The organism is Streptomyces sp. R41 (genome assembly GCF_041053055.1).
Classification (GTDB): domain Bacteria; phylum Actinomycetota; class Actinomycetes; order Streptomycetales; family Streptomycetaceae; genus Streptomyces.
Genome location: NZ_CP163443.1, coordinates 419330 through 437337, shown reverse-complemented (window position 1 = coordinate 437337; position 18008 = coordinate 419330). Strand labels below are relative to the sequence as shown.

Here is an 18008-nt window from a genome sequence, read left to right as displayed (position 1 = left end):
CCATGCGGTCATCCTCGTATTTCGCCATGCCCGGAGCCGTCCCGCGCTCCGGCCGCCGCTCCATAAGAACAGTGCTTGTCCTCGCCCTCACCGCGGGCGTCGCGACGGCCGTGCCGGCCGCCCAGGCCGACACCAACGCCCCGGCCGTTCAGGCCGACACCACCACCGCCGCTTCGATCGCCGCCAAGCCGTACATGGGCTGGTCGAGTTGGAGCATGCAGTCGTCGAAGTACCCGGGCCTCAACCCGGACGGCGACTACAGCTACCTCACCGAGGCGAACGTCCTGAAGCAGACGGACGCCCTCGCCGCCAAGCTGAAGAAGTACGGCTACGACCATGTCAACATCGACGCCGGCTGGTGGATGGACAAGAACTGGAAGACCGGCTTCGACCAGTACGGCCGGCAGACGCCCGACCCGGTCCGCTTCCCCCACGGCATGAAGTCGGTCGCCGACCACATCCACTCCAAGGGCCTCAAGGCCGGCATCTACCTGCCCGTCGGCCTGGAGAAGGGGGCGTACGGCGACGGCAAGACGCCGATCTGGAACGCCCCCGGCTGCACCACCGCCGACATCGTCTACTCGGACCTGCGCACCACCAACGGCTGGGACAACGCCTACAAGATCGACTTCGACAACCCCTGTGCGCAGAAGTACATCGACTCTCAGGCGCAGCAGTTCGCCGACTGGGGCTACGACTTCCTCAAGCTGGACGGGGTGGGCCCGGGCTCGTTCAAGTCCGGTGACAACTACGACAACGTCCCCGACGTCGCCGCCTGGCAGAAGGCCATCGCCACCGCCGGTCGCCCGATCCACCTCGAACTCTCCTGGTCGCTGGACATCGGCCACGCCGCCGACTGGAAGAAGTACTCCAACGGCTGGCGCATCGACACCGATGTCGAGTGCTACTGCAACACCCTTGTCACTTGGGAGAACTCGGTCAACGACCGCTGGGACGACGCCCCCGCGTGGAGCAGCAAGGCAGGCCCGGGAGGCTGGAACGACCTCGACGCCATCGATGTCGGCAACGGCGAGATGGACGGCCTCACCAAGGCCGAGCGGCAGAGCTACATGACCCTGTGGGCCATCAACAAGTCGCCCCTGTTCACCGGTGACGACATCACCAAGCTGGACGGCTACGGCGTCTCCCTGCTCACCAACAAGGAGGTCATCGCCGTCGACCAGAACGACTCGCCCGTCGCGCGTCCGGTCACCCCGGTCGGCGACCAGCAGGTCTGGGGCACCAAGAACGCCGACGGCAGCTACACCGTCGCCCTGTTCAACCTCGGCGACTCGCCCGCCTCCGTCACCGCGCACTGGGCCTCCTTCGGCTTCACCGGCAACGCCTCCGTGCGCGACCTGTGGAACAAGGCGAACCTCGGGACCTACAAGAACAAGATCACCGAGGCGCTGCCCGCCCACGGCTCACGGCTGTTCACGATCAAGCCCGGCGGCAGCACGCTGGCGACCACGAGCTACGAGGCCGAGGACGCGGCCAACACCCTGTCGGGCAACGCCTCCGTCGCCGGCTGCGACGACTGCTCCGGCGCCAAGAAGGTCGGCAACCTCTACTCCGGTGGCAAGCTGCGGTTCAACGACGTCACGGTGAAGAAGGACGGGATCTACACCGTCAAGGTCGCCTACGTCAGCGGCGACCCCCGCTCGGTGACGGTCTTCTCCAACAGCGGTAACGGCACCAGCGAGAAGTTCCCCTCCACCGGCGACTGGAGCACGGCCGAGACCGTCAGCGTCCAGCTGGCACTGAAGGCGGGCACCAACACCATCACCTTCGACAGCGGCAGCGGATACGCACCCGACATCGACAGGATCGCCGTCCCGCAGTCCGACTGAGCTATCTCGGTCAGGCCGACCTGCTCCCACGGGGCCCGGTGACACGACCCGGGCCCCGCGGGCGCCGACCCACCTTGACGGCCCGCGGCCGTCGTTCCCTCACGAACCGTTCTCTCACGAGCTGCCCCCGCACGAGCCGTTCCCGGATATGGAGTGCACGACAGTGGACATCCAGCACACCGAACAACGCGATCACAAAACCAGCCGCAGAGGCTTCCTCGCCCTCGCCGCCGCTGCCGGCGCGGCCACCGCACTCGGCGGTCTGCCCGCCTTCACCGCCTCCGCGGCCCCCCTGCGCCCCACCGAGTCGCCCATGCTGTCCGCGGCCGACGCCGCGAAGAACCAGCTGTGGTGGCAGGCTCCCGGCTCCTCCCACTCGATGATCGAGCAGGGACTGCCGCTCGGAAACGGGCGCCTCGGGGCGCTCGCGAGCAACGACCCCTCCAGCGAACTGCTGATGATCACCGACGCCACCCTGTGGACCGGCGGTCTCAACGACAAGCTGCAGAGCGACGGCCAATTCCCCTACGGCCGCGAAGACTTCGGCTCCCTTACGCTCCTCGCCAAGCTCACCGTCGCCCTCCCCGACCACGACCTGGGCAACGTCAACAACTACCGTCGCACCCTCGACCTGGCCCAGGGCCTGGTCAGCACCTCGTACGACTTCTCGGGCGTCACCTACCGGCGGCAGATCTTCGCCAGCCGCCCCGACGACGCCATCGTCCTGTACTTCTCCCAGCAGGGCGGCGGCTCCTACACCGGCACCGTCTCCCTCGCCGGCACCCACGGCGAGTCCACCACCGCCAACAGCGCGGGACGGTACGCGTCGTTCGGCGGCACCTTCGCCAATGGCCTCACGTACGGCGCCGCCGTCACCGCCTACAGCACCACCGGCAGGGTCCGCGTCGACGGCACGACGATCGCCTTCAGCGGCTGCAAGGACCTCACCATCGTCCTCAGCGGCGGCACCAACTACGCACCCGACGCGGCCGCGAAGTTCCGCGACCCGACCGTCGTCCCGGAGCGCCTCGCCAGGACCAAGGTCCTGAACGCGGCCGGTCATTCGGCGAGCACCCTGCTGCACACCCATGTCGCCGACTTCCGTGCCGTGTTCGGGCAGCTGGACATCAACCTCGGTACGTCGTCCGCAGCGCAGCGCGAACTGGACACCTGGGAGCGGGTGCAGGCGCGGCATCGGGACGATGTCCCCGACCCGGAACTCGAAGCCGCCTACCTGCAGTTCGGCCGCTATCTCATGATCTCCGGATCGCGTGGCAGCCTGCCGATGGGCCTCCAGGGCCCGTGGCTGGACGGCAACGACCCGGACTGGATGGCCGACTACCACACCGACATCAACATCCAGATGAACTACTGGATGGCCGACCGGACGGGCCTGTCCGACTGCTTCGACGCCTTCACGGACTACTGTCTCGCGCAGCTGCCCTCCTGGACGGACGTCACCCAGCGGCTGTTCAACGACTCCACCAACAGATACCGCAACTCCAGCGGCAAGATCGCCGGCTGGACCGTGGCCATCTCCACCAACCCCTATGGCGGGGGCGGCTGGTGGTGGCATCCTGCGGGCAACGCCTGGCTCTGCCAGAGCCTGTTCGAGCACTACGAGTACACGCAGGACCGCGCCTACCTGAAGAAGGTCTACCCCCTCCTCAAGGGCGCCGTGGAGTTCTGGGAGGCCCGCCTGATCACCACTACCGTCACCGACGCGTCCGGGGCCTCGCGCGAGGTCCTGGTCGCCGACAGCGACTGGTCGCCCGAGCAGGGCCCGCTCGACGCCAAGGGCATCACATACGCCCAGGAACTGGTGTGGAACCTCTTCGGCAACTACCGCACCGCGACCGAGGTGCTCGCCAAGGACGCCGCCTACAGCAAGACCATCGACGGTCTCCGCGGGCGCCTGTACCTGCCCGTGGTCAGCCCCAAGACCGGCTGGCTGGAGGAGTGGATGTCGCCCGACAACCTCGGCGAGACCACCCACCGCCATCTCTCCCCGCTCATCGGGCTCTTTCCCGGCGACCGGATCCGTCCGGACGACTCCACACCGAAGGACATCCTCGACGGCGCGACCGCCCTCCTCACCGCACGCGGCATGAACAGCTTCGGCTGGGCCAATGCCTGGCGCAGCCTGTGCTGGGCGCGGCTGAAGAACGCGGAGAAGGCGTACCAGCTGGTCGTCAACAACCTGAGGCCTTCGGACAACGGCAGCAACGGCAGCGCGATGAACCTCTTCGACATCTACGAGGTGGAGTCGGGCCGCGGCATCTTCCAGATCGACGCGAACTTCGGCACTCCGGCCGCGATCGTCGAGATGCTGGTCTACTCGCGGCCCGGACACATCGAGCTGCTGCCCGCGCTGCCCGCGGCCTGGGCGGCGTCCGGCTCGGTGTCCGGCGTGGGCCTGCGCGGCGGCTTCGTCGCCGACATCGGCTGGAAGAACGGCAAGGTCACCCGGGCGACGCTGAAGAGCGTCGGCGGCAGCGCCACGACCGTCGTTGCCAATGGTGCCTCGCGGAAGATCAGCCTCAAGCCCGGTGAGTCCGTCACCCTGCGGGGTCTCGGATGAGCGCCGTCAGGTACCGACGCCGCGCGGTGGGTGTCGTATCGGCGCTGATCCTGGCGGTCTGCGGACCCCTGACCGCCTCGTCGGCGGCGCAGGCGCAGACTCAGTCGCCGGCCTCGGCGGGCACGGCGACGGCCCCGGCCGTCGCGAAGGGCAAACACCCCGTGGTCACTTGGGGCGCCAGTGCCGACCGACAGGGCGCCGGGCCCGCCGACCGCAGCTACCGGCTGATCGTGCGCACCAGCGTCGGCGGCACGAACATGCGTATCCGGCTCTCCAACGCCTTCGGCGACCACCCGGTGACCTTCGCGAGCGCGTACGCCGGGCTGCAGCAGCAGGGTGCGGAGCTGGTCCACGGCTCCAACAGGCAGCTGTCCTTCGGCGGGGCCACGTCCATCACCGTCCCGGCCGGCGAGATCGTGCTCAGCGATCCGCTGCCCGGAAAGCTCGCCGCCCAGAGCGATCTGGTCATCAGCCTGTACGTGACGGGCGCCCAGGGACCGACGACCGGTCACGGCATGGCCATGCAGACCAACTACGCAACAGCGGGCGACCACGCCGCCGAGGAGGGCGCGGCCAACTGGACCGATCCCATGGGTTCCTGGTACTGGCTGGACGCCGTCGACGTGGAGACGCCCACGGCGGTCGGCTCGGTGGTGACCCTCGGTGACTCCATCACCGACGGATGGGCCTCGACCACGGACGGGAACCGCCGCTGGCCCGACTATCTCTCCCGCCGGCTCCAGGCCGCGTCCGACATCACCGTGAAGGGCGTGGCGAACGAGGGCATCTCCGGCAACAAGGTGCTCGCGGACGGCGCCGGGCAGGCCGCGCTGAACAGGCTGCAGCGTGACGTCCTGTCCCAGCCCGGGGTCCGCACGGTCTTCCTCTTCGAAGGCATCAACGACATCAAGGCCCACAGCGGCGTCACGGTGGACGACATGATCGCCGGCTATCGGCAGATCATCGACCGGGCGCACGCGGCGGGCAAGTGTGTCGTCGGCGCGACAGTCATGCCGTTCAAGGGCTGGTCCGAGTACGACGCCGCCGCCGAGGCCGTGCGCCAAGGCGTCAACGACTGGATCAGGAACAGCGGCGCGCTCGACGCCGTGACGGACTTCGACAGGATCACGCGTAATCCGTACGACCCGCAGCTGATCCTGCCGTTCTTCGACGGCGGCGATCACCTGCACCCCAACGACAAGGGGATGCAGGCGATGGCCGACGCGGTGGACCTCGCGAGCCTGACGTCCTGCTGACGACAGGCTCCGCGCGGGGCGGTCAGGGGTAGGAGACCACCGTGGACGGCACCGTCGAGGTGCCCGAAGTCGGTGCCCCTGTCTCGTTGACGACGTGCTCGTACTGTCCCTGGCCGCCGAGCGAGACGACGAGCAGGTCGTGGAACTTCACGCCCGCAGTGTTCGGCGCGGCGAACCCGTTGTGCTGGACGATCGTCGGATCGACGTTGTAGTAGCAGTAGCTGCCCAGGCCCCACCCCTCGTGCGTGGTCACGGAGTCGGCGACCTTGTAGGCCGCGTACCCCTTGACGGCGCCGTTCTGGATGGCGGCCTGGTTCGGCGCGTCGTACGCCTTCTCGTTCTGGAAGAAGATGGTGCGGCCGCGCTGGCCGTGCCACTGGACGTCGTACTTGTTGAAGTGCTCGACGAACAGACCGGTGGCCAGGACGTCGTCGCCGTTGACCCGGATGCCGTAGTCGGCCCGGTTGGTCTCCCAGCCGACTCCGGTGCCGTGGTCGGCTCGCCAGACCCAGGTGTGGTCGATGATCGTGTGGCGGCTGTTGATGACCATGCTGGTGGTGGCCTTGCCGGCGCCCGCGCCGCCGATCCGGATGAAGACGTCCTGAATGGTGGTCGGGTTGGCGGAGTGGTTCGCCGAGGCCCCGGTGGGGCCCACCTCCAGCAGTGTCGAGGAGTTCACCGGTCCCGCGTCGATGAGGAATCCCGCGAGTCGCACTCCGTCGACGTCGGCGGTCTTGAGCGCGGTGACGCCGTTGTCCGGGATCAGGGTGGCGTAGCCGAGGCCCAGGACCACGGTGCCCGCGCGGTTGACCTGGATCGGCTGGTCGAGGTGGTAGATCCCCGGGGTCAGCAGCAGATGGAGGCCCTGCGTGAGCGCGGCGTTCAGGGTGGCGGCGGTGACGCCGGGCTTGGCCACGTAGAACTGGGTGAGCGGCAGCGACGAGCCGCGCGGGGTTCCGCCGCCCCAGGTGGTGCCGCGCGCGTTGGTGCGCCGCTCGGGCAGGAAGACCCGGTACTCGCCGCCGTTGAGGTAGAGGAACGGCTTCTCCCGGGACACCGGTGTGGTGTCGAGGGTGGTGTAGGGCGGGTTCGGGAAGGATTGCGCGGGAGCGCCCTGGACGCCGGAGAAGACCATGTTCCAGACGGCGTTGACCCAGCCGCCCACGGAGCTGTCGCGGGTGTACCACTGCTGCTGCGAGTACGGTCCGACCGAGCCGTCGATGCGGCTGTCGGCGATGTAGCCGCCGCTGGCCCAGCCGTAGCCGGTGGGGGAGAGGTTGAGGCCGCCCTTGACGTGCATCCGGCGGAAGGGGGCGGCCTGTGCGACCGCCCACCGGTTGGTGCCGCTGACCGGGGTGAGGGCGAGGTTCTCCGCGGAACGCCAGAAGTTCTGGGTGGCGTTGCCGTTGAACCAGCCCGCGTCGACGGTCACATCGCCGTTGATCGTCGTGTCGTCCGGGGACAGGCCGAGTCCCGCGATCGAGGTGTAGAAGCCGAGTTGGGCATTGAGTCCGTTGTACGTGCCGGGCTTGAACAGCAGCGCGTAGCGGCCGGTACCGAACTGGGCCGACTCCTGCTGTCTGAAGACCTCGTCCAGCTTGGCCTGGATGCCGGAGGTCGAGGGGTCGAAGACGATGACGTTCGGGCCGAGATCGCCGCCGCCCGGCAGGGCTCGGGGGCGCACGACGGGTGCGGCGGACGCCGGCGAGGACAGACCGAGCAGCGCGGGCGCGGCCGCGGTGGCGGCCATCGCTCCGAGAACGGACCGTCGGGCCAGCGGGGACCGGCCGGAGTCCGAGGAATCCGTGGGGATGTGAGGCATGGGGGCGACTCTCCTGGTTCAGAAAGTGAACGGTGGGAGGTGCGGGGAGCGCTCTCTTGCCGATGCATGCTTCATCCGCGTGAACACAGCGTCAAGAGTTGTCGCAGGAGTCCCGCAGATTGTTGCCCACTGAACCGCCAACTAGCAGATAATTTGCGCTAGTTCGTTGATGTCTGGACCCTGTCGAGCCTGCCGGGCCATGGATGATTGTGTTCAAGAGATGCTCGCAAGGCGGCGAGCGGATCCACGATGCGGTCCCTCGACTCGCCCTGCGCAGCGGCGTCGTGACCTCCGATGCCGTCTCGTGCCGGGGTGCCGCGGGTGCTGCGAGAGAGCGCTCTATGACGTCGCAGCGCCGGCCGATAGGCTGCGGGCATGAACGGACGGGCCCCCACGCTGGAGGATGTCGCACGGGAGGCCGGCGTCTCACGTGCCACCGTGTCCCGGGTCATCAACGGCGTCCCCACCGTCGATCCCGCCATTCAGGACGCGGTGCGCCAAGCGGTCGAACGCACCGGTTACGCTCCCAACCGGGCTGCCAGGTCACTGGTGACACGGCGGACCGAGACGGTCGCGCTGATCGTCTCCGGCGCGGGTGACGTGTCCGGCGAGGAGCGGAACGCCTTCACGGCAAGGGTGTTCGCGGACCCGTTCTTCGGACGGGTCGTCACCGGGGTGGTGGACTACTTGCGTCCCCGGTCCATGCATCCGCTGCTGATGTTCGCCGACTCCGCACAGGCGCGACAGCAGGTGCTGAACGATCTGCGGCAGGGCAGCGCGGACGGTGCGCTCGTCGTCTCCACCCACGCCGATGATCCGCTGCCGGCGCTGCTCGCCGACGCCGGTCTGCCCGCGGTGCTCTTCGCCCGGCCGTCACGGCCGGTGCCGCTCAGCTATGTCGACCTGGCCCATCGGGACGGCGCCCGCCTGGCCGCCGACCATCTGCTGGACCGTGGGTGCCGGCACATCGTCACCGTGACAGGGCCGCTGGGCGTTTCGGCCAGCCAGGACCGGCTCGCCGGGTTCCGCGACACGATGGCGCGCAGGGGACATCCGTACGTACCGGTCGCCGAGGGCGGTTTCACGCTCGACAGCGGCATGGCCGCGATGTCCGGGCTGCTGGCCGAACACCCCGGCGTGGACGGGGTGTTCGCGGCCAACGACCTGATGGCCCAGGGGGCGTGCCAGATACTGCGGGAGCGCGGCAGACGGGTGCCGGACGATGTCGCGGTCATCGGCTTCGACGACTCCAGCGCCGCGACGGCCTGCCGTCCGCCGCTGACCACGGTGCGGCAGCCGGTCGAGGAGATGGCCTCGGTGATGGCCCGACTCCTCGACGAGCACCTCCGGGGCGCGCGCACCGAGCCCACCTCGGTGATCTTCGATCCCGAGCTCGTGGTGCGAGAGTCGGCCTAGGCCACGCCCCACCCCTGCGCGAGTCGAGGGCGAGGGTGACCGACACTGGACCGGTCAGCATGGGCGAGGCCGGCACTGCGGGCGAGCCGGCGACGGGAAGGCAGGCGCATGACCGACCGGATCACCGTGGGCGTGGACGGATCCCCCGAGAGCCGGGCCGCGCTGGCCTGGGCGGGCAGGGAAGCCGTCCGGCGCGGGCTGCCCCTGCGCGTGGTGTACGCCTGGCAGTGGCCGCACCACGAGATGCTCCGCGGCGGAGACCGGGACGATCACGCGCGCTGGGCGCGGGACATGGTGCAGGACGCGGCCCGCACCGTAGCCGAGCGGCACCCGGACCTGCCGGTGACGTCCGAGGCCCTGGACGGCGCGGCCGTCGACTCGCTACTGACCGAGGCCGCGACGACCGGGACACTGGTCCTCGGATCCCATGGATACGGCACGATCGTCGGCTTCCTGCTCGGTTCCGTCGGACAGCAGGTGATCGCCGAGGCGCCGTGTCCGGTCGTGCTGGTGCGGGCCGATGACCGCGCCGCGTCCGAAGCCGGGGGCCGGGAGATCGTCGTGGGCCAGCAGGGCGGTGTGGACGACAGCGCGGCCGTCCTTCGGTTCGCGTTCGAGACCGCGGCGGCACGCGGCGCCGGGGTGCGCGCCGTACGAGCGTGGAGCCTGCCGCCGGTGTTCGCCTACAGCCCGGGCTCGCTGAAGCTGCTGGACGAGGCCGGGGGCCTGGAGCCGTACGAGAAGAAGGCACTCGCCGAAGCGCTCCAGCCGTGGCGGGAGCGCTTCCCCGGCGTGCCGGTCACCCAGCACGTCGAGATGGGCAGCGCCGGGCAGGTACTGCTGTCGCTGGCCGACCGGGCCCAGCTGATGGTCGTCGGCCGCCGCGCCCAGCGTTCGGCGGTGGGGGCACGGATCGGTTCGGTGGCCCACGCGGTGATGCATCACGCGCCCTGTCCGGTGGCGGTGGTTCCACACTCCTGAGGGGGGGGTGCGGGCGGCCCCGCGCCGTATGACCGGGCCGCCGGGCAGGCTCGTGCACGACTGATTCCTAGGAGTTGTCCGCCCTCGACATCCGCAGGGCGAGGTCTTGCAGCAGGTCGGCCGTCTTGATGTCGGTCCGTCCGGAGTCGTGGAGGTCGGCGAGCTCGGAGAAGAGGAACGCGAAGGCGCCCACGAGCGAGATGGTGGCGGGCAGGTAGGCGTCCGCGACGGCCTGGCCCGCCTCGGCGGGTCCGGCGTCGGCGGGCACCTCGACGCGGGGGAACACCTCCGTGACGAGCGAGCCGAGTTGGGTCTCGGTCGACTCGACCTCGGCGTCCTCGTCCTGGGCGATCCTGCGCACCATCGCGTTGGTCTCGGTGAGGACGCCGATGGCGCGCAGGATGATCTCCGTCTGTTCCATGCCGTGAGCCTAGACGGGTGAAGCCCCGCTGTGGCCTCGGTATTCGGTTCGGGATGGTAGACAGTGGCCATGAACGACTTCTCCCGCTCCCGTCCGGTCGGCGCGCGATGACCGCGGGCATCGACACCCCGGACCGCCGAGGCCGGACCGGACTCGACCGCGTCGGCCGCGACCTGACCGGCAACCCCCGGGTCAAGGTCCGAGAGGTGAAACTCCTGTCCTGCCACTGGTACGTGGAGCGCACCACCACCTTCGACTTCCGGCACGCCGACGGCACCTGGAGCACCCAGGAGCGCGAAACGCACGACCGCGGCAACGGAGCCACCCTCCTCCTGTACGACGCCGAACGCGAAACCGTGCTGCTGACCAGGCAGTTCCGCTATCCCGTGTACGTCAACGGGCACCCCGACGGCATGCTGATCGAGACACCGGGCGGGCTGCTCGACGAGGAGGACGAGCATCCCGAGGTCGCCGTGCGGCGTGAGGTCATCGAGGAGACCGGGCACACCGTCGGCGCGGTCCACCATGTCTTCGACGTCTATATGAGCCCCGGCTCGGTCACCGAGCGGGTGAGTTTCTACGCCGCCTCGTACGGTCCTTCCACGCGTACCCACGAGGGCGGCGGGCTGGACGAGGAGGGCGAGGACATCGAGATCGTCGAACTGCCCTTCCGCGGCGCCCTCGACATGATCCGCACCGGGGAGATCGCCGACGCGAAGACGATCATGCTGTTGCAGTGGGCGGCCCTGGAAGGACCGTTCAAGAAGGCTTGACTTGAAGAGCACTTCAAGTTCCAGACTCCTGTTCAGGCCCGCGGATTTCGGGCCCGAACGGGAGGGACACCATGAAGTACCGCACGATCGGCACCGACCCGAGGACCCGCCGTGAGGTGAGCGTGCTCGCACTCGGCGCGATGCTCTTCGGCTCACGGACGGACGAGAAGACCTCCTTCGCCGTACTCGACCGCTATGTCGAGGCCGGAGGGAATTTCATCGACACCTCCGACAACTACGCCTTCTGGACCGACGACAGCCAGGGCGGGCAGAGCGAGGCGCTGCTCGGACGCTGGCGGCGCAGCCGCGGCATCGGCGACGAGATCGTCATCGCGACAAAGCTGGGCGCGCGGCCGCTGGCCCCCGGCACCGGTTACATCGACAACCCCGAGGGTCTGTCCGCCAAGGTGATCCGCGAGGCGTCCGAGCGCAGCCGGGAACGGCTCGGTGTGCAGAAGATCGATCTGCTGTACGCGCACATCGAGGACCGGACCGTCGCACCGCGGGAGACCGTGGAGGGTTTCGGCGAGCTCGTCGCGGAGGGCAGCGTCGGGCTGCTCGGCGTGAGCAACCACGCCCTGTGGCGCGTGGAGCGGGCCCGCGCACTCGCCGCGGCTGCGGGACTGCCCGGCTACGAGGTGCTGCAGTACCACCACAGCCTCCTGCGGCCCCGCGCCGACGTGCCCAGCGGACTCTTCCCCGAGGGCAACCTCGGTGCGGCGACCGGGGAGCTGCTCAGCTACCTGAAGGCCGAGCCCGCCCTGACCCTGGTCGCCTACTCGCCGCTGCTGACCGGCGCCTACGTACGGCAGGACAAGCCACTGCCGTCCGACTACGACCACCCGGGTACCCCCGCCCGGCTCGCCGTGCTGCGGGACGTGGCGAAGGAGACGGGCGCGAGCCCCAACCAGGTGGTGCTGGCCTGGCAGATCGGGGCGGAGCTGCCGGTGATCCCGCTGGCCGGGGCATCCTCCGTGGCGCAGTTGGAGGAGAACCTGGCCGCGGTGGAGCTCGAACTGACGCCGGATCAGCGGGCCCGGCTCGACGCGGCGCACTGAGGACTCGGGGAGCTCTGCTGGACGCCTATTTGTCGCTGTCGTTGGGAGACCGGCGTTTTGTGAGGAGAAGCGCGATGTCGTCGGGGCGCTCGGTGGCCTGCCGGGCCTCCGCGGTGAGCAGGTCGGCCGCACGGGACAGGGAGGGGCTGCCCGGGGTGCCCGCGCGGGACAGGGTCGTGCGGAGGGTTTCGATGCCCTCGTCGATGTCGGTGCCGGGGCGCTCGACCAGGCCGTCCGTGTAGAGGGCCAGGACGGCGTCGGGTTCGAGGAGCAGGTCGGTGACGGGATACCGGGCCTGCGGGTCCACCCCGAGTACCACCCCGCCGCGCAGGTCCAGGACCTCGGTGCGGCCGTCGGGATGGCGCAGCAGGGGCTGCGGATGCCCGGCCCGGGCGGCTCGGGCGACGCCTGTGACCGGGTCGAGCCTGACGTAGCAGCAACTGGCGAACTGACCCGGATCGAGGCCGATGAGCAGCCGGTTGGTGCCGCTCATCACCTCGTCCGGGGAGTGGTCCCCGAGCGTGAACGCCCGTACCGCGCTGCGCAGTTGGCCCATGGTGGCCGCCGCCTGGACGCCGTGCCCCTGCACGTCGCCGATGACCAGGGCAAGGCCGTCGCCGGCCTCGACGACGTCGTACCAGTCGCCGCCCACGTCCATGCCCAGGGTGCCGGGCAGGTACCGCCCGGCCGTCTTCACCAACGGGTGCGCCGACAGGCGGTGCGGCAGCAGGGCCTCCTGGAGCCCGCGGGCGAGGGCGGCCTCGTTGTCGTAGCGCCGGGCACGTTCCAGAGCCTGCGCGATCAGTCCGGCGAGCGCCGTCAGCACCGTACGCTCCTCTGTGCTGAAGCCGCGGGAGCGGTCGAAGCCGAGGATGCAGGAGCCGACCGGCCGTCCCGAGGCGATCAGCGGCAGGAACGCCCGAGCCCCCTCCGCGGCGTCCATCGGGATGCCTGGATAGGTGGCCGCCAGCTGCTGCATCGACTCGAAGTAGAGCGGGCGGCCACCGGTGAGTGCCTCGACCCCGGGCAGTTTGGCGTCCAGACCCACCCCGTCGAACGGGGCGAGGAACCCCTGTGGGAAGCCGGTTTCCCAGGCCAGGTACAGGCGCCGGTCCTGGAGCAGATAGATGGCGAGGCGGCGTCCGCCGAACGCGGGCAGCAGCTCTCGCATCACCACCTCGGACACCTGGCGGGCCGTCACCGCCTCGGACAGCGCGATGGCGAGGACGATGGGCCGGTACTGCGGCGGTGTCGTCGGGAGACCGGTCACGGGCTCGTCGACGTCGGTCTCTTCGGCCTCCACCCTCGCGTCGAACGGGGTGGCCTCAGCGGTGTCCGCGGCCCGACCCATCGACACGATCTTGCAGGTCAGGCCGCTGGCACCGGGGTAGACGGACAGTGAGAGCCAGGCGCCTCCCGTGCGTCCCAAAGGCACCTCGTCTCTGCTCCCTCGCGGGCGTCTGACCTGGAACTGCACCGGATCCGGCGAGATCAGCGCCCCACGCAGATGATCTTCGTACGCCGGCCGGTCCAGCCAGGGCACCGCCTCCCACAGCGGCCGCCCCAGCAGCTCCGTGCGCGTTCGGCCGAGCAACTCGGCGGCGCGCGGATTGGCGTACGTGATCAGTCCGAGCCGGTCGACCGCGAAAACGCCCTCCGGAAGCAGATCGGCCGCGCAGTCCGCCGCCGGTCCCGGGCCCGGATCGACGACCACGCCGCTGACTCGGTACGGCGGGGCGGGCGCCGCACCCGAGGTCCACAGCTCCAGCAGCCGCAGTCCGCCGTCCGCGGTGTGCACCGGTAGCGGGTGCGGCGGCGGCCGTCCGGCGGCCGTCTCGCGCAGCGCGGCCAGCAGCAGGCGGGGATCGTCGCGGGTGACTGCGCGGGCCAAGGCCTCCGGCGTTCCGGCGAAGCCCTCGCGACTGGTGCCGAGCAGGGTCCACAAGGCGTCGTCCGCCATGACCGTGCCATCGGCGGGATCCCAGGTGAACCCCCCTACACACCGCGACGAAGGGCCCTCGGCCGGTGGCCGCGTGCACATCGGCTCCCCGTCCCAGAGGACGCCGGGTCCGGCTTTGTCCAGCGTCGCCAGAGCTGCACCCAGTTCCTCCGCCACCGCGGTCATGCGGTCACGATCCGGCAGTACCTCGGTGGCGTCCGAGGCCGGCGGCCGCAACACCGTCAGGACGCCGAACGGCGTCGAGGCACCCACGACCGGCACGTACAGCGAGCCGAACTGGAACGGCAGCCCCGCGGCGAGTTGCGGGTAGCGGCGCATCGTCTCCGTGGCGTCGGTGAGCAGTACCTCCACGCCGAGCCGATGGGCGTCGGCGACGGGGAAGGGACGGTCCATGTGCATGCGCCACCAGGGGCGGAACAGCTTGCCCGGCAGCCCCGCGAGCACGGCCAGCCTGAGCAGTCCGGGTGTGCTCGAGCGCAGATAAACGCCGCCGGCGAAGCCGCGGGCCGCCCGCATCGCGTCCGCTACGGCGCCGCTGAGCAGGGCGGCCAGGCTTTGCAGCGCCCGGTCCTCGAGCTCGGCGCTCCCAGTCATCGGTCTGCCCTCGTCCGCCCACCGCCAGGGGGGTAACACAGCAAGAATGCGCCTCTCAGGCCCCTGACCGCACCTCGACGCCTTCCGGAGCACGGTGTCGCGCGAGCCGCTCGTCGCGGCCGCGCTCGGCTGTCCCCAGCGCGAAGATACCGGGTCGTACGCCGTTCGGGAGCCGCCCGGGAGCGAGGTGATTCAAGAACCCGGTGCGGCGGCGAGCGTCTCGGCGGCGACGGCCGCCACGACGTCGGCCACTGCCGCGAGCGCCGGGAAGTCGAGTTTCCACTGCTGCCAGAACAGCGGAACGTCGACGCCACGATCCGGTGCGAGATGGACCAATCGCCCGGTGCGCAGCAGTGCTTCGGCCTGCGCCTCGGGCACCATGCCCCAGCCCATTCCGGCCACGACGGCGTCCACGAACCCCTCCGACGTGGGCATGAGGTGCCGTAGCGCGCTCGCACCGGGACCGGCCCGCAGGGTGCGGACGAAGTCGTCCTGGAAGTCGTCGTTGCGGTCGAAGGCCACTACCGGAGCATCGGCGATCAGGTCGCGCAGGGGCGTGTGCGTCCCGTGGCCGAGCCACCGCTCCGCGAACCCCGGGCTCGCCGCCGGCAGGTACCGCATCCGGCCGAGGGCGCGCACGGAGCAGCCCGCCACCGGGTCCGGCGACGACGTCACCGCCGCCATCACCGCTCCCTCGCGCAGCAGGGCAGCCGTGTGGTCCTCGTCCTCGCGGGACAGTTCGAAACAGAGCCGCAGCTCCTGCGGTACGCGGGCCAGCGCGGGCAGGAACCAGGTGGCCAGCGAGTCGGCGTTCACGGCGATCGACAGACGTGTCGGCTCCCCGGAACCGGTCATGCCGAGTTCGGCGTGCGCGTCGCCCTCCAGCCTGGCCAGTTGGCGCGCGAAGCGCACCACGACCTCGCCGGACTCGGTCGCCCGCACCGGCTTCGTCCGCACCAGCAGAACCCGGCCCGTGCGCTGCTCCAGCGCCTTGACGCGCTGGCTGACCGCCGACGGCGTCACATGCAGCGCGGCGGCCGCCGCGTCGAAGGTGCCCTCGTCGACCACCGCGAGCAGGGTGCGCACCTGGTCGAGGGGGAGCTCTGTCTTCATGAACGCTAATGATACGTAAGAATCTTTAGCTGTACTCTCGGCGATCAGTTTTCTAGCGTCGGTGTCATGACAGACGCCCTGACCACTGCGGCCGCCGGATTCGGCACTGGCCTCTCCCTCATCGTCGCCATCGGAGCCCAGAACGCGTTCGTACTGCGTCAGGGCATCCGCCGGGACGCGGTACTCGCCGTGGTGGGTATCTGCGCCCTGTCCGACGCGGTGCTCATCGCGCTGGGCGTCGGCGGTGTCGGCGCGGTGGTCGTGGCCTGGCCCGCCGCACTCACCGCGGTCGGACTGGTCGGTGGCGGATTCCTCCTCGTGTACGGATTCCTCGCCGCCCGCAGGGTGCTCAAGCCCTCGGTACTCCAAGCGGCGAGCGTGTCGACGGGCTCGCGGCGCCGCGCCGTGCTCACGTGCCTGGCGCTGACCTGGCTCAACCCGCATGTCTACCTCGACACCGTGTTCCTGCTCGGCTCGATCGCGGCCGACCGCGGCGCGCTGCGCTGGACTTTCGCACTGGGCGCGGCCCTGGCCAGCGTGTGCTGGTTCGTCGCGCTCGGCTTCGGCGCCCGGCTGCTCAGTCGCTTCCTGGCCAGGCCCTCGTCGTGGCGCGTGCTGGACGGCCTGGTCGCCACGACGATGATCGCGATGGGTGCCATGCTGATCGCCGGATCCTGAGAGCGGTCGCCGGTGCCCGAGGCGTCGTACGCGGGGCGGGCAAGCTCGTGACGTCCTGCGCCTGGCGCACAAGTCCGATACCCCAGGGACGCGTTCCGCTCCCACTCGGCCATAGTGATCCCTGAACCGAAAGATGTATCGAGCAGCCAGGACGAGCGTGGACACGAGCGAGAGCAGCACGGACAGCACCCCCGCGGATCACGACGGGACACCCGGGCCGGAGCGGGTGAACCGGCGCGGCTGGCGCCGCTGGACGATGGACACCCGGCCGCTGCGCCGCCCCGCCTACCGTCGCCTGTGGTCCTCCACGATCGTCACGGCGGTGGGCAGCCAGCTCACCGCCGTCGCCGTGCCCAAGCAGATCTACGACATCACCGGTTCCTCGGCCTGGGTCGGCTACGCGAGCCTCGCCGGTCTGCTGCCTCTCGTGGTGTTCGCGCTGTGGGGCGGTGCGATCGCCGACAGCATGGACCGGCGCAAACTGCTCCTCATCACCAACAGCGGCATAGCCGTCACCTCGCTGCTCTTCTGGATACAGGCGGTCACCGGACTCGATTCGGTACTCGTCCTGATGGTGCTGCTCGCCCTCCAGCAGGCGTTTTTCGGCCTGAACTCCCCGGCCCGCAACGCCTCCATCGCCCGGCTGGTCCCGGCGGACGAACTGCCCGCGGCCAACGCCCTCGGCTCGACCGTGATGCAGACGGGCCTGGTGGCCGGACCGCTGCTCGCCGGCGCGCTCATCCCCGTCATCGGCCTGCCCGAGCTCTATCTGATCGACGCGCTCGCCCTGTGTGTGACCGTGTGGGCGGTGGTGCGGCTGCCCGCCCTGCCGCCCCTGACGGAATCGGCGGCCAAGCGGGCGGGATGGCGCGAGGTCGTCGCCGGCTTCCGCTACATCTCGGTGCACAAGGTGCTGTTGCTGTCCTTCCTCGCCGACATCATCGCCATGGTCTTCGGGATGCCCCGCGCCCTGTTCCCGCAGCTCGCCGCGCAGACCTACGCGCCCTACGGCGAAGGGCTCGCGCTCGGCCTGCTGTTCGCGGCGATCCCCATCGGCGCCGTGATCGGCGGGCTGATGTCGGGTACCTTCTCCCGCGCCCGCAGACACGGCCTCATGGTCATCGTCGCGGTCGCGGCATGGGGTGCCGCCATCACGGGGTTCGGGCTCAGCACCAGCCTGTGGGTAGCGGTGGCTTTCCTTGCCGCGGCCGGCGTCGCCGACATGGTCTCCATGGTCTTCCGCGGCGCCATCCTGCTGTCCGCCGCCACCGACGAGATGCGCGGCAGGATGCAGGGCGTCTTCACGGTGGTCGTCGTGGGCGGTCCGCGCCTCGCCGACGTCCTGCACGGCACGGTCGGCTCCGTCCTCGGGGCACGCACCGCGGTCGCGGGCGGCGGGCTGCTGGTGATCGCCGCCGTGCTGGGTCTGGCCGCCGCCACACCGGCCCTGAGGCGTTACACGATCTGACTCCGGAGGCGGCCGTGCCGGTCCTAGAGTGACCCGC

At 70.1% G+C, this 18008-nt stretch carries 13 protein-coding genes; 9 read left to right on the top strand and 4 right to left on the bottom strand.

Annotation, left to right across the window (positions count from 1 at the left end):
* The first annotated feature begins 2 nt into the window (after positions 1-2).
* From AB5J53_RS02145 to AB5J53_RS02135, 3 genes are all read left to right on the top strand, one after another.
* On the top strand, positions 3-1850 hold the full coding sequence (locus AB5J53_RS02145; protein WP_369243945.1) for a carbohydrate-binding protein: 1848 nt from the start codon (positions 3-5) through the stop codon (positions 1848-1850).
* A gap of 163 nt (positions 1851-2013) precedes the next feature.
* Positions 2014-4431 (top strand): glycoside hydrolase N-terminal domain-containing protein, encoded by a 2418-nt coding sequence (locus AB5J53_RS02140; RefSeq protein WP_369243944.1) that lies wholly within the window; start codon positions 2014-2016, stop codon positions 4429-4431.
* Positions 4428-5687 carry an SGNH/GDSL hydrolase family protein gene (locus AB5J53_RS02135; protein ID WP_369243943.1) on the top strand — a complete coding sequence of 420 codons (1260 nt, stop codon included), beginning with the start codon at positions 4428-4430 and terminating at the stop codon, positions 5685-5687. The genes AB5J53_RS02140 and AB5J53_RS02135 overlap by 4 nt, the downstream gene beginning before the upstream one ends.
* Before the next feature lie 22 nt (positions 5688-5709).
* Here AB5J53_RS02135 and AB5J53_RS02130 read toward each other — a convergent pair whose 3' ends face one another.
* Positions 5710-7509 (bottom strand): coagulation factor 5/8 type domain-containing protein, encoded by a 1800-nt coding sequence (locus tag AB5J53_RS02130; protein ID WP_369243942.1) that lies wholly within the window; start codon positions 7507-7509, stop codon positions 5710-5712.
* Positions 7510-7884: 375 nt separating this feature from the next.
* Here AB5J53_RS02130 and AB5J53_RS02125 point away from each other — a divergent pair, with 375 nt between their 5' ends.
* Positions 7885-8925: a LacI family DNA-binding transcriptional regulator gene (locus AB5J53_RS02125; RefSeq protein WP_369243941.1), complete on the top strand. Its 1041-nt coding sequence runs from the start codon at positions 7885-7887 to the stop codon at positions 8923-8925.
* A 108-nt stretch (positions 8926-9033) separates the two neighbouring features.
* Positions 9034-9906 carry a universal stress protein gene (locus AB5J53_RS02120; protein ID WP_369243940.1) on the top strand — a complete coding sequence of 291 codons (873 nt, stop codon included), beginning with the start codon at positions 9034-9036 and terminating at the stop codon, positions 9904-9906.
* 67 nt (positions 9907-9973) lie between these two features.
* Here AB5J53_RS02120 and AB5J53_RS02115 read toward each other — a convergent pair whose 3' ends face one another.
* Entirely contained in the window at positions 9974-10327 is a 354-nt protein-coding gene (locus tag AB5J53_RS02115; RefSeq protein WP_369243939.1) for a hypothetical protein, read from the bottom strand.
* A gap of 107 nt (positions 10328-10434) precedes the next feature.
* Between AB5J53_RS02115 and AB5J53_RS02110 the strand changes: the two genes are divergently transcribed.
* Complete coding sequence (locus tag AB5J53_RS02110) at positions 10435-11100, top strand: NUDIX domain-containing protein (protein ID WP_369243938.1); 666 nt, start codon at positions 10435-10437, stop codon at positions 11098-11100.
* A gap of 71 nt (positions 11101-11171) precedes the next feature.
* Positions 11172-12158 carry an aldo/keto reductase gene (locus tag AB5J53_RS02105; RefSeq protein WP_369243937.1) on the top strand — a complete coding sequence of 329 codons (987 nt, stop codon included), beginning with the start codon at positions 11172-11174 and terminating at the stop codon, positions 12156-12158.
* A 25-nt stretch (positions 12159-12183) separates the two neighbouring features.
* Here the strand turns inward: AB5J53_RS02105 and AB5J53_RS02100 are convergent, their stop codons facing one another.
* The gene (locus AB5J53_RS02100) at positions 12184-14712 is read right to left on the bottom strand and encodes a SpoIIE family protein phosphatase (protein WP_369243936.1); all 2529 of its coding nucleotides are present in this window, start codon (positions 14710-14712) and stop codon (positions 12184-12186) included.
* A gap of 192 nt (positions 14713-14904) precedes the next feature.
* Entirely contained in the window at positions 14905-15825 is a 921-nt protein-coding gene (locus tag AB5J53_RS02095; protein ID WP_369243935.1) for a LysR family transcriptional regulator ArgP, read from the bottom strand.
* A 66-nt stretch (positions 15826-15891) separates the two neighbouring features.
* Between AB5J53_RS02095 and AB5J53_RS02090 the strand changes: the two genes are divergently transcribed.
* Together AB5J53_RS02090 and AB5J53_RS02085 are read left to right on the top strand one after the other, a co-directional pair.
* Complete coding sequence (locus AB5J53_RS02090; RefSeq protein WP_369243934.1) at positions 15892-16503, top strand: LysE/ArgO family amino acid transporter; 612 nt, start codon at positions 15892-15894, stop codon at positions 16501-16503.
* 133 nt (positions 16504-16636) lie between these two features.
* On the top strand, positions 16637-17971 hold the full coding sequence (locus tag AB5J53_RS02085; protein ID WP_369243933.1) for an MFS transporter: 1335 nt from the start codon (positions 16637-16639) through the stop codon (positions 17969-17971).
* Positions 17972-18008: the final 37 nt, after the last annotated feature.

Excerpts from the sequence above, each read along its gene's own strand:
- AB5J53_RS02115 (WP_369243939.1), bottom strand. The coding sequence starts at position 10,327 with ATGGAACAGACGGAGATCATCCTGCGCGCCATCGGCGTCCTCACCGAG.
- AB5J53_RS02110 (WP_369243938.1), top strand. The coding sequence starts at position 10,435 with ATGACCGCGGGCATCGACACCCCGGACCGCCGAGGCCGGACCGGACTC.
- AB5J53_RS02085 (WP_369243933.1), top strand. The coding sequence starts at position 16,637 with ATGTATCGAGCAGCCAGGACGAGCGTGGACACGAGCGAGAGCAGCACG.
- AB5J53_RS02090 (WP_369243934.1), top strand. The coding sequence starts at position 15,892 with ATGACAGACGCCCTGACCACTGCGGCCGCCGGATTCGGCACTGGCCTC.
- AB5J53_RS02125 (WP_369243941.1), top strand. The coding sequence starts at position 7,885 with ATGAACGGACGGGCCCCCACGCTGGAGGATGTCGCACGGGAGGCCGGC.
- AB5J53_RS02135 (WP_369243943.1), top strand. The coding sequence starts at position 4,428 with ATGAGCGCCGTCAGGTACCGACGCCGCGCGGTGGGTGTCGTATCGGCG.
- AB5J53_RS02120 (WP_369243940.1), top strand. The coding sequence starts at position 9,034 with ATGACCGACCGGATCACCGTGGGCGTGGACGGATCCCCCGAGAGCCGG.
- AB5J53_RS02100 (WP_369243936.1), bottom strand. The coding sequence starts at position 14,712 with ATGACTGGGAGCGCCGAGCTCGAGGACCGGGCGCTGCAAAGCCTGGCC.
- AB5J53_RS02145 (WP_369243945.1), top strand. The coding sequence starts at position 3 with ATGCGGTCATCCTCGTATTTCGCCATGCCCGGAGCCGTCCCGCGCTCC.
- AB5J53_RS02105 (WP_369243937.1), top strand. The coding sequence starts at position 11,172 with ATGAAGTACCGCACGATCGGCACCGACCCGAGGACCCGCCGTGAGGTG.
- AB5J53_RS02095 (WP_369243935.1), bottom strand. The coding sequence starts at position 15,825 with ATGAAGACAGAGCTCCCCCTCGACCAGGTGCGCACCCTGCTCGCGGTG.
- AB5J53_RS02130 (WP_369243942.1), bottom strand. The coding sequence starts at position 7,509 with ATGCCTCACATCCCCACGGATTCCTCGGACTCCGGCCGGTCCCCGCTG.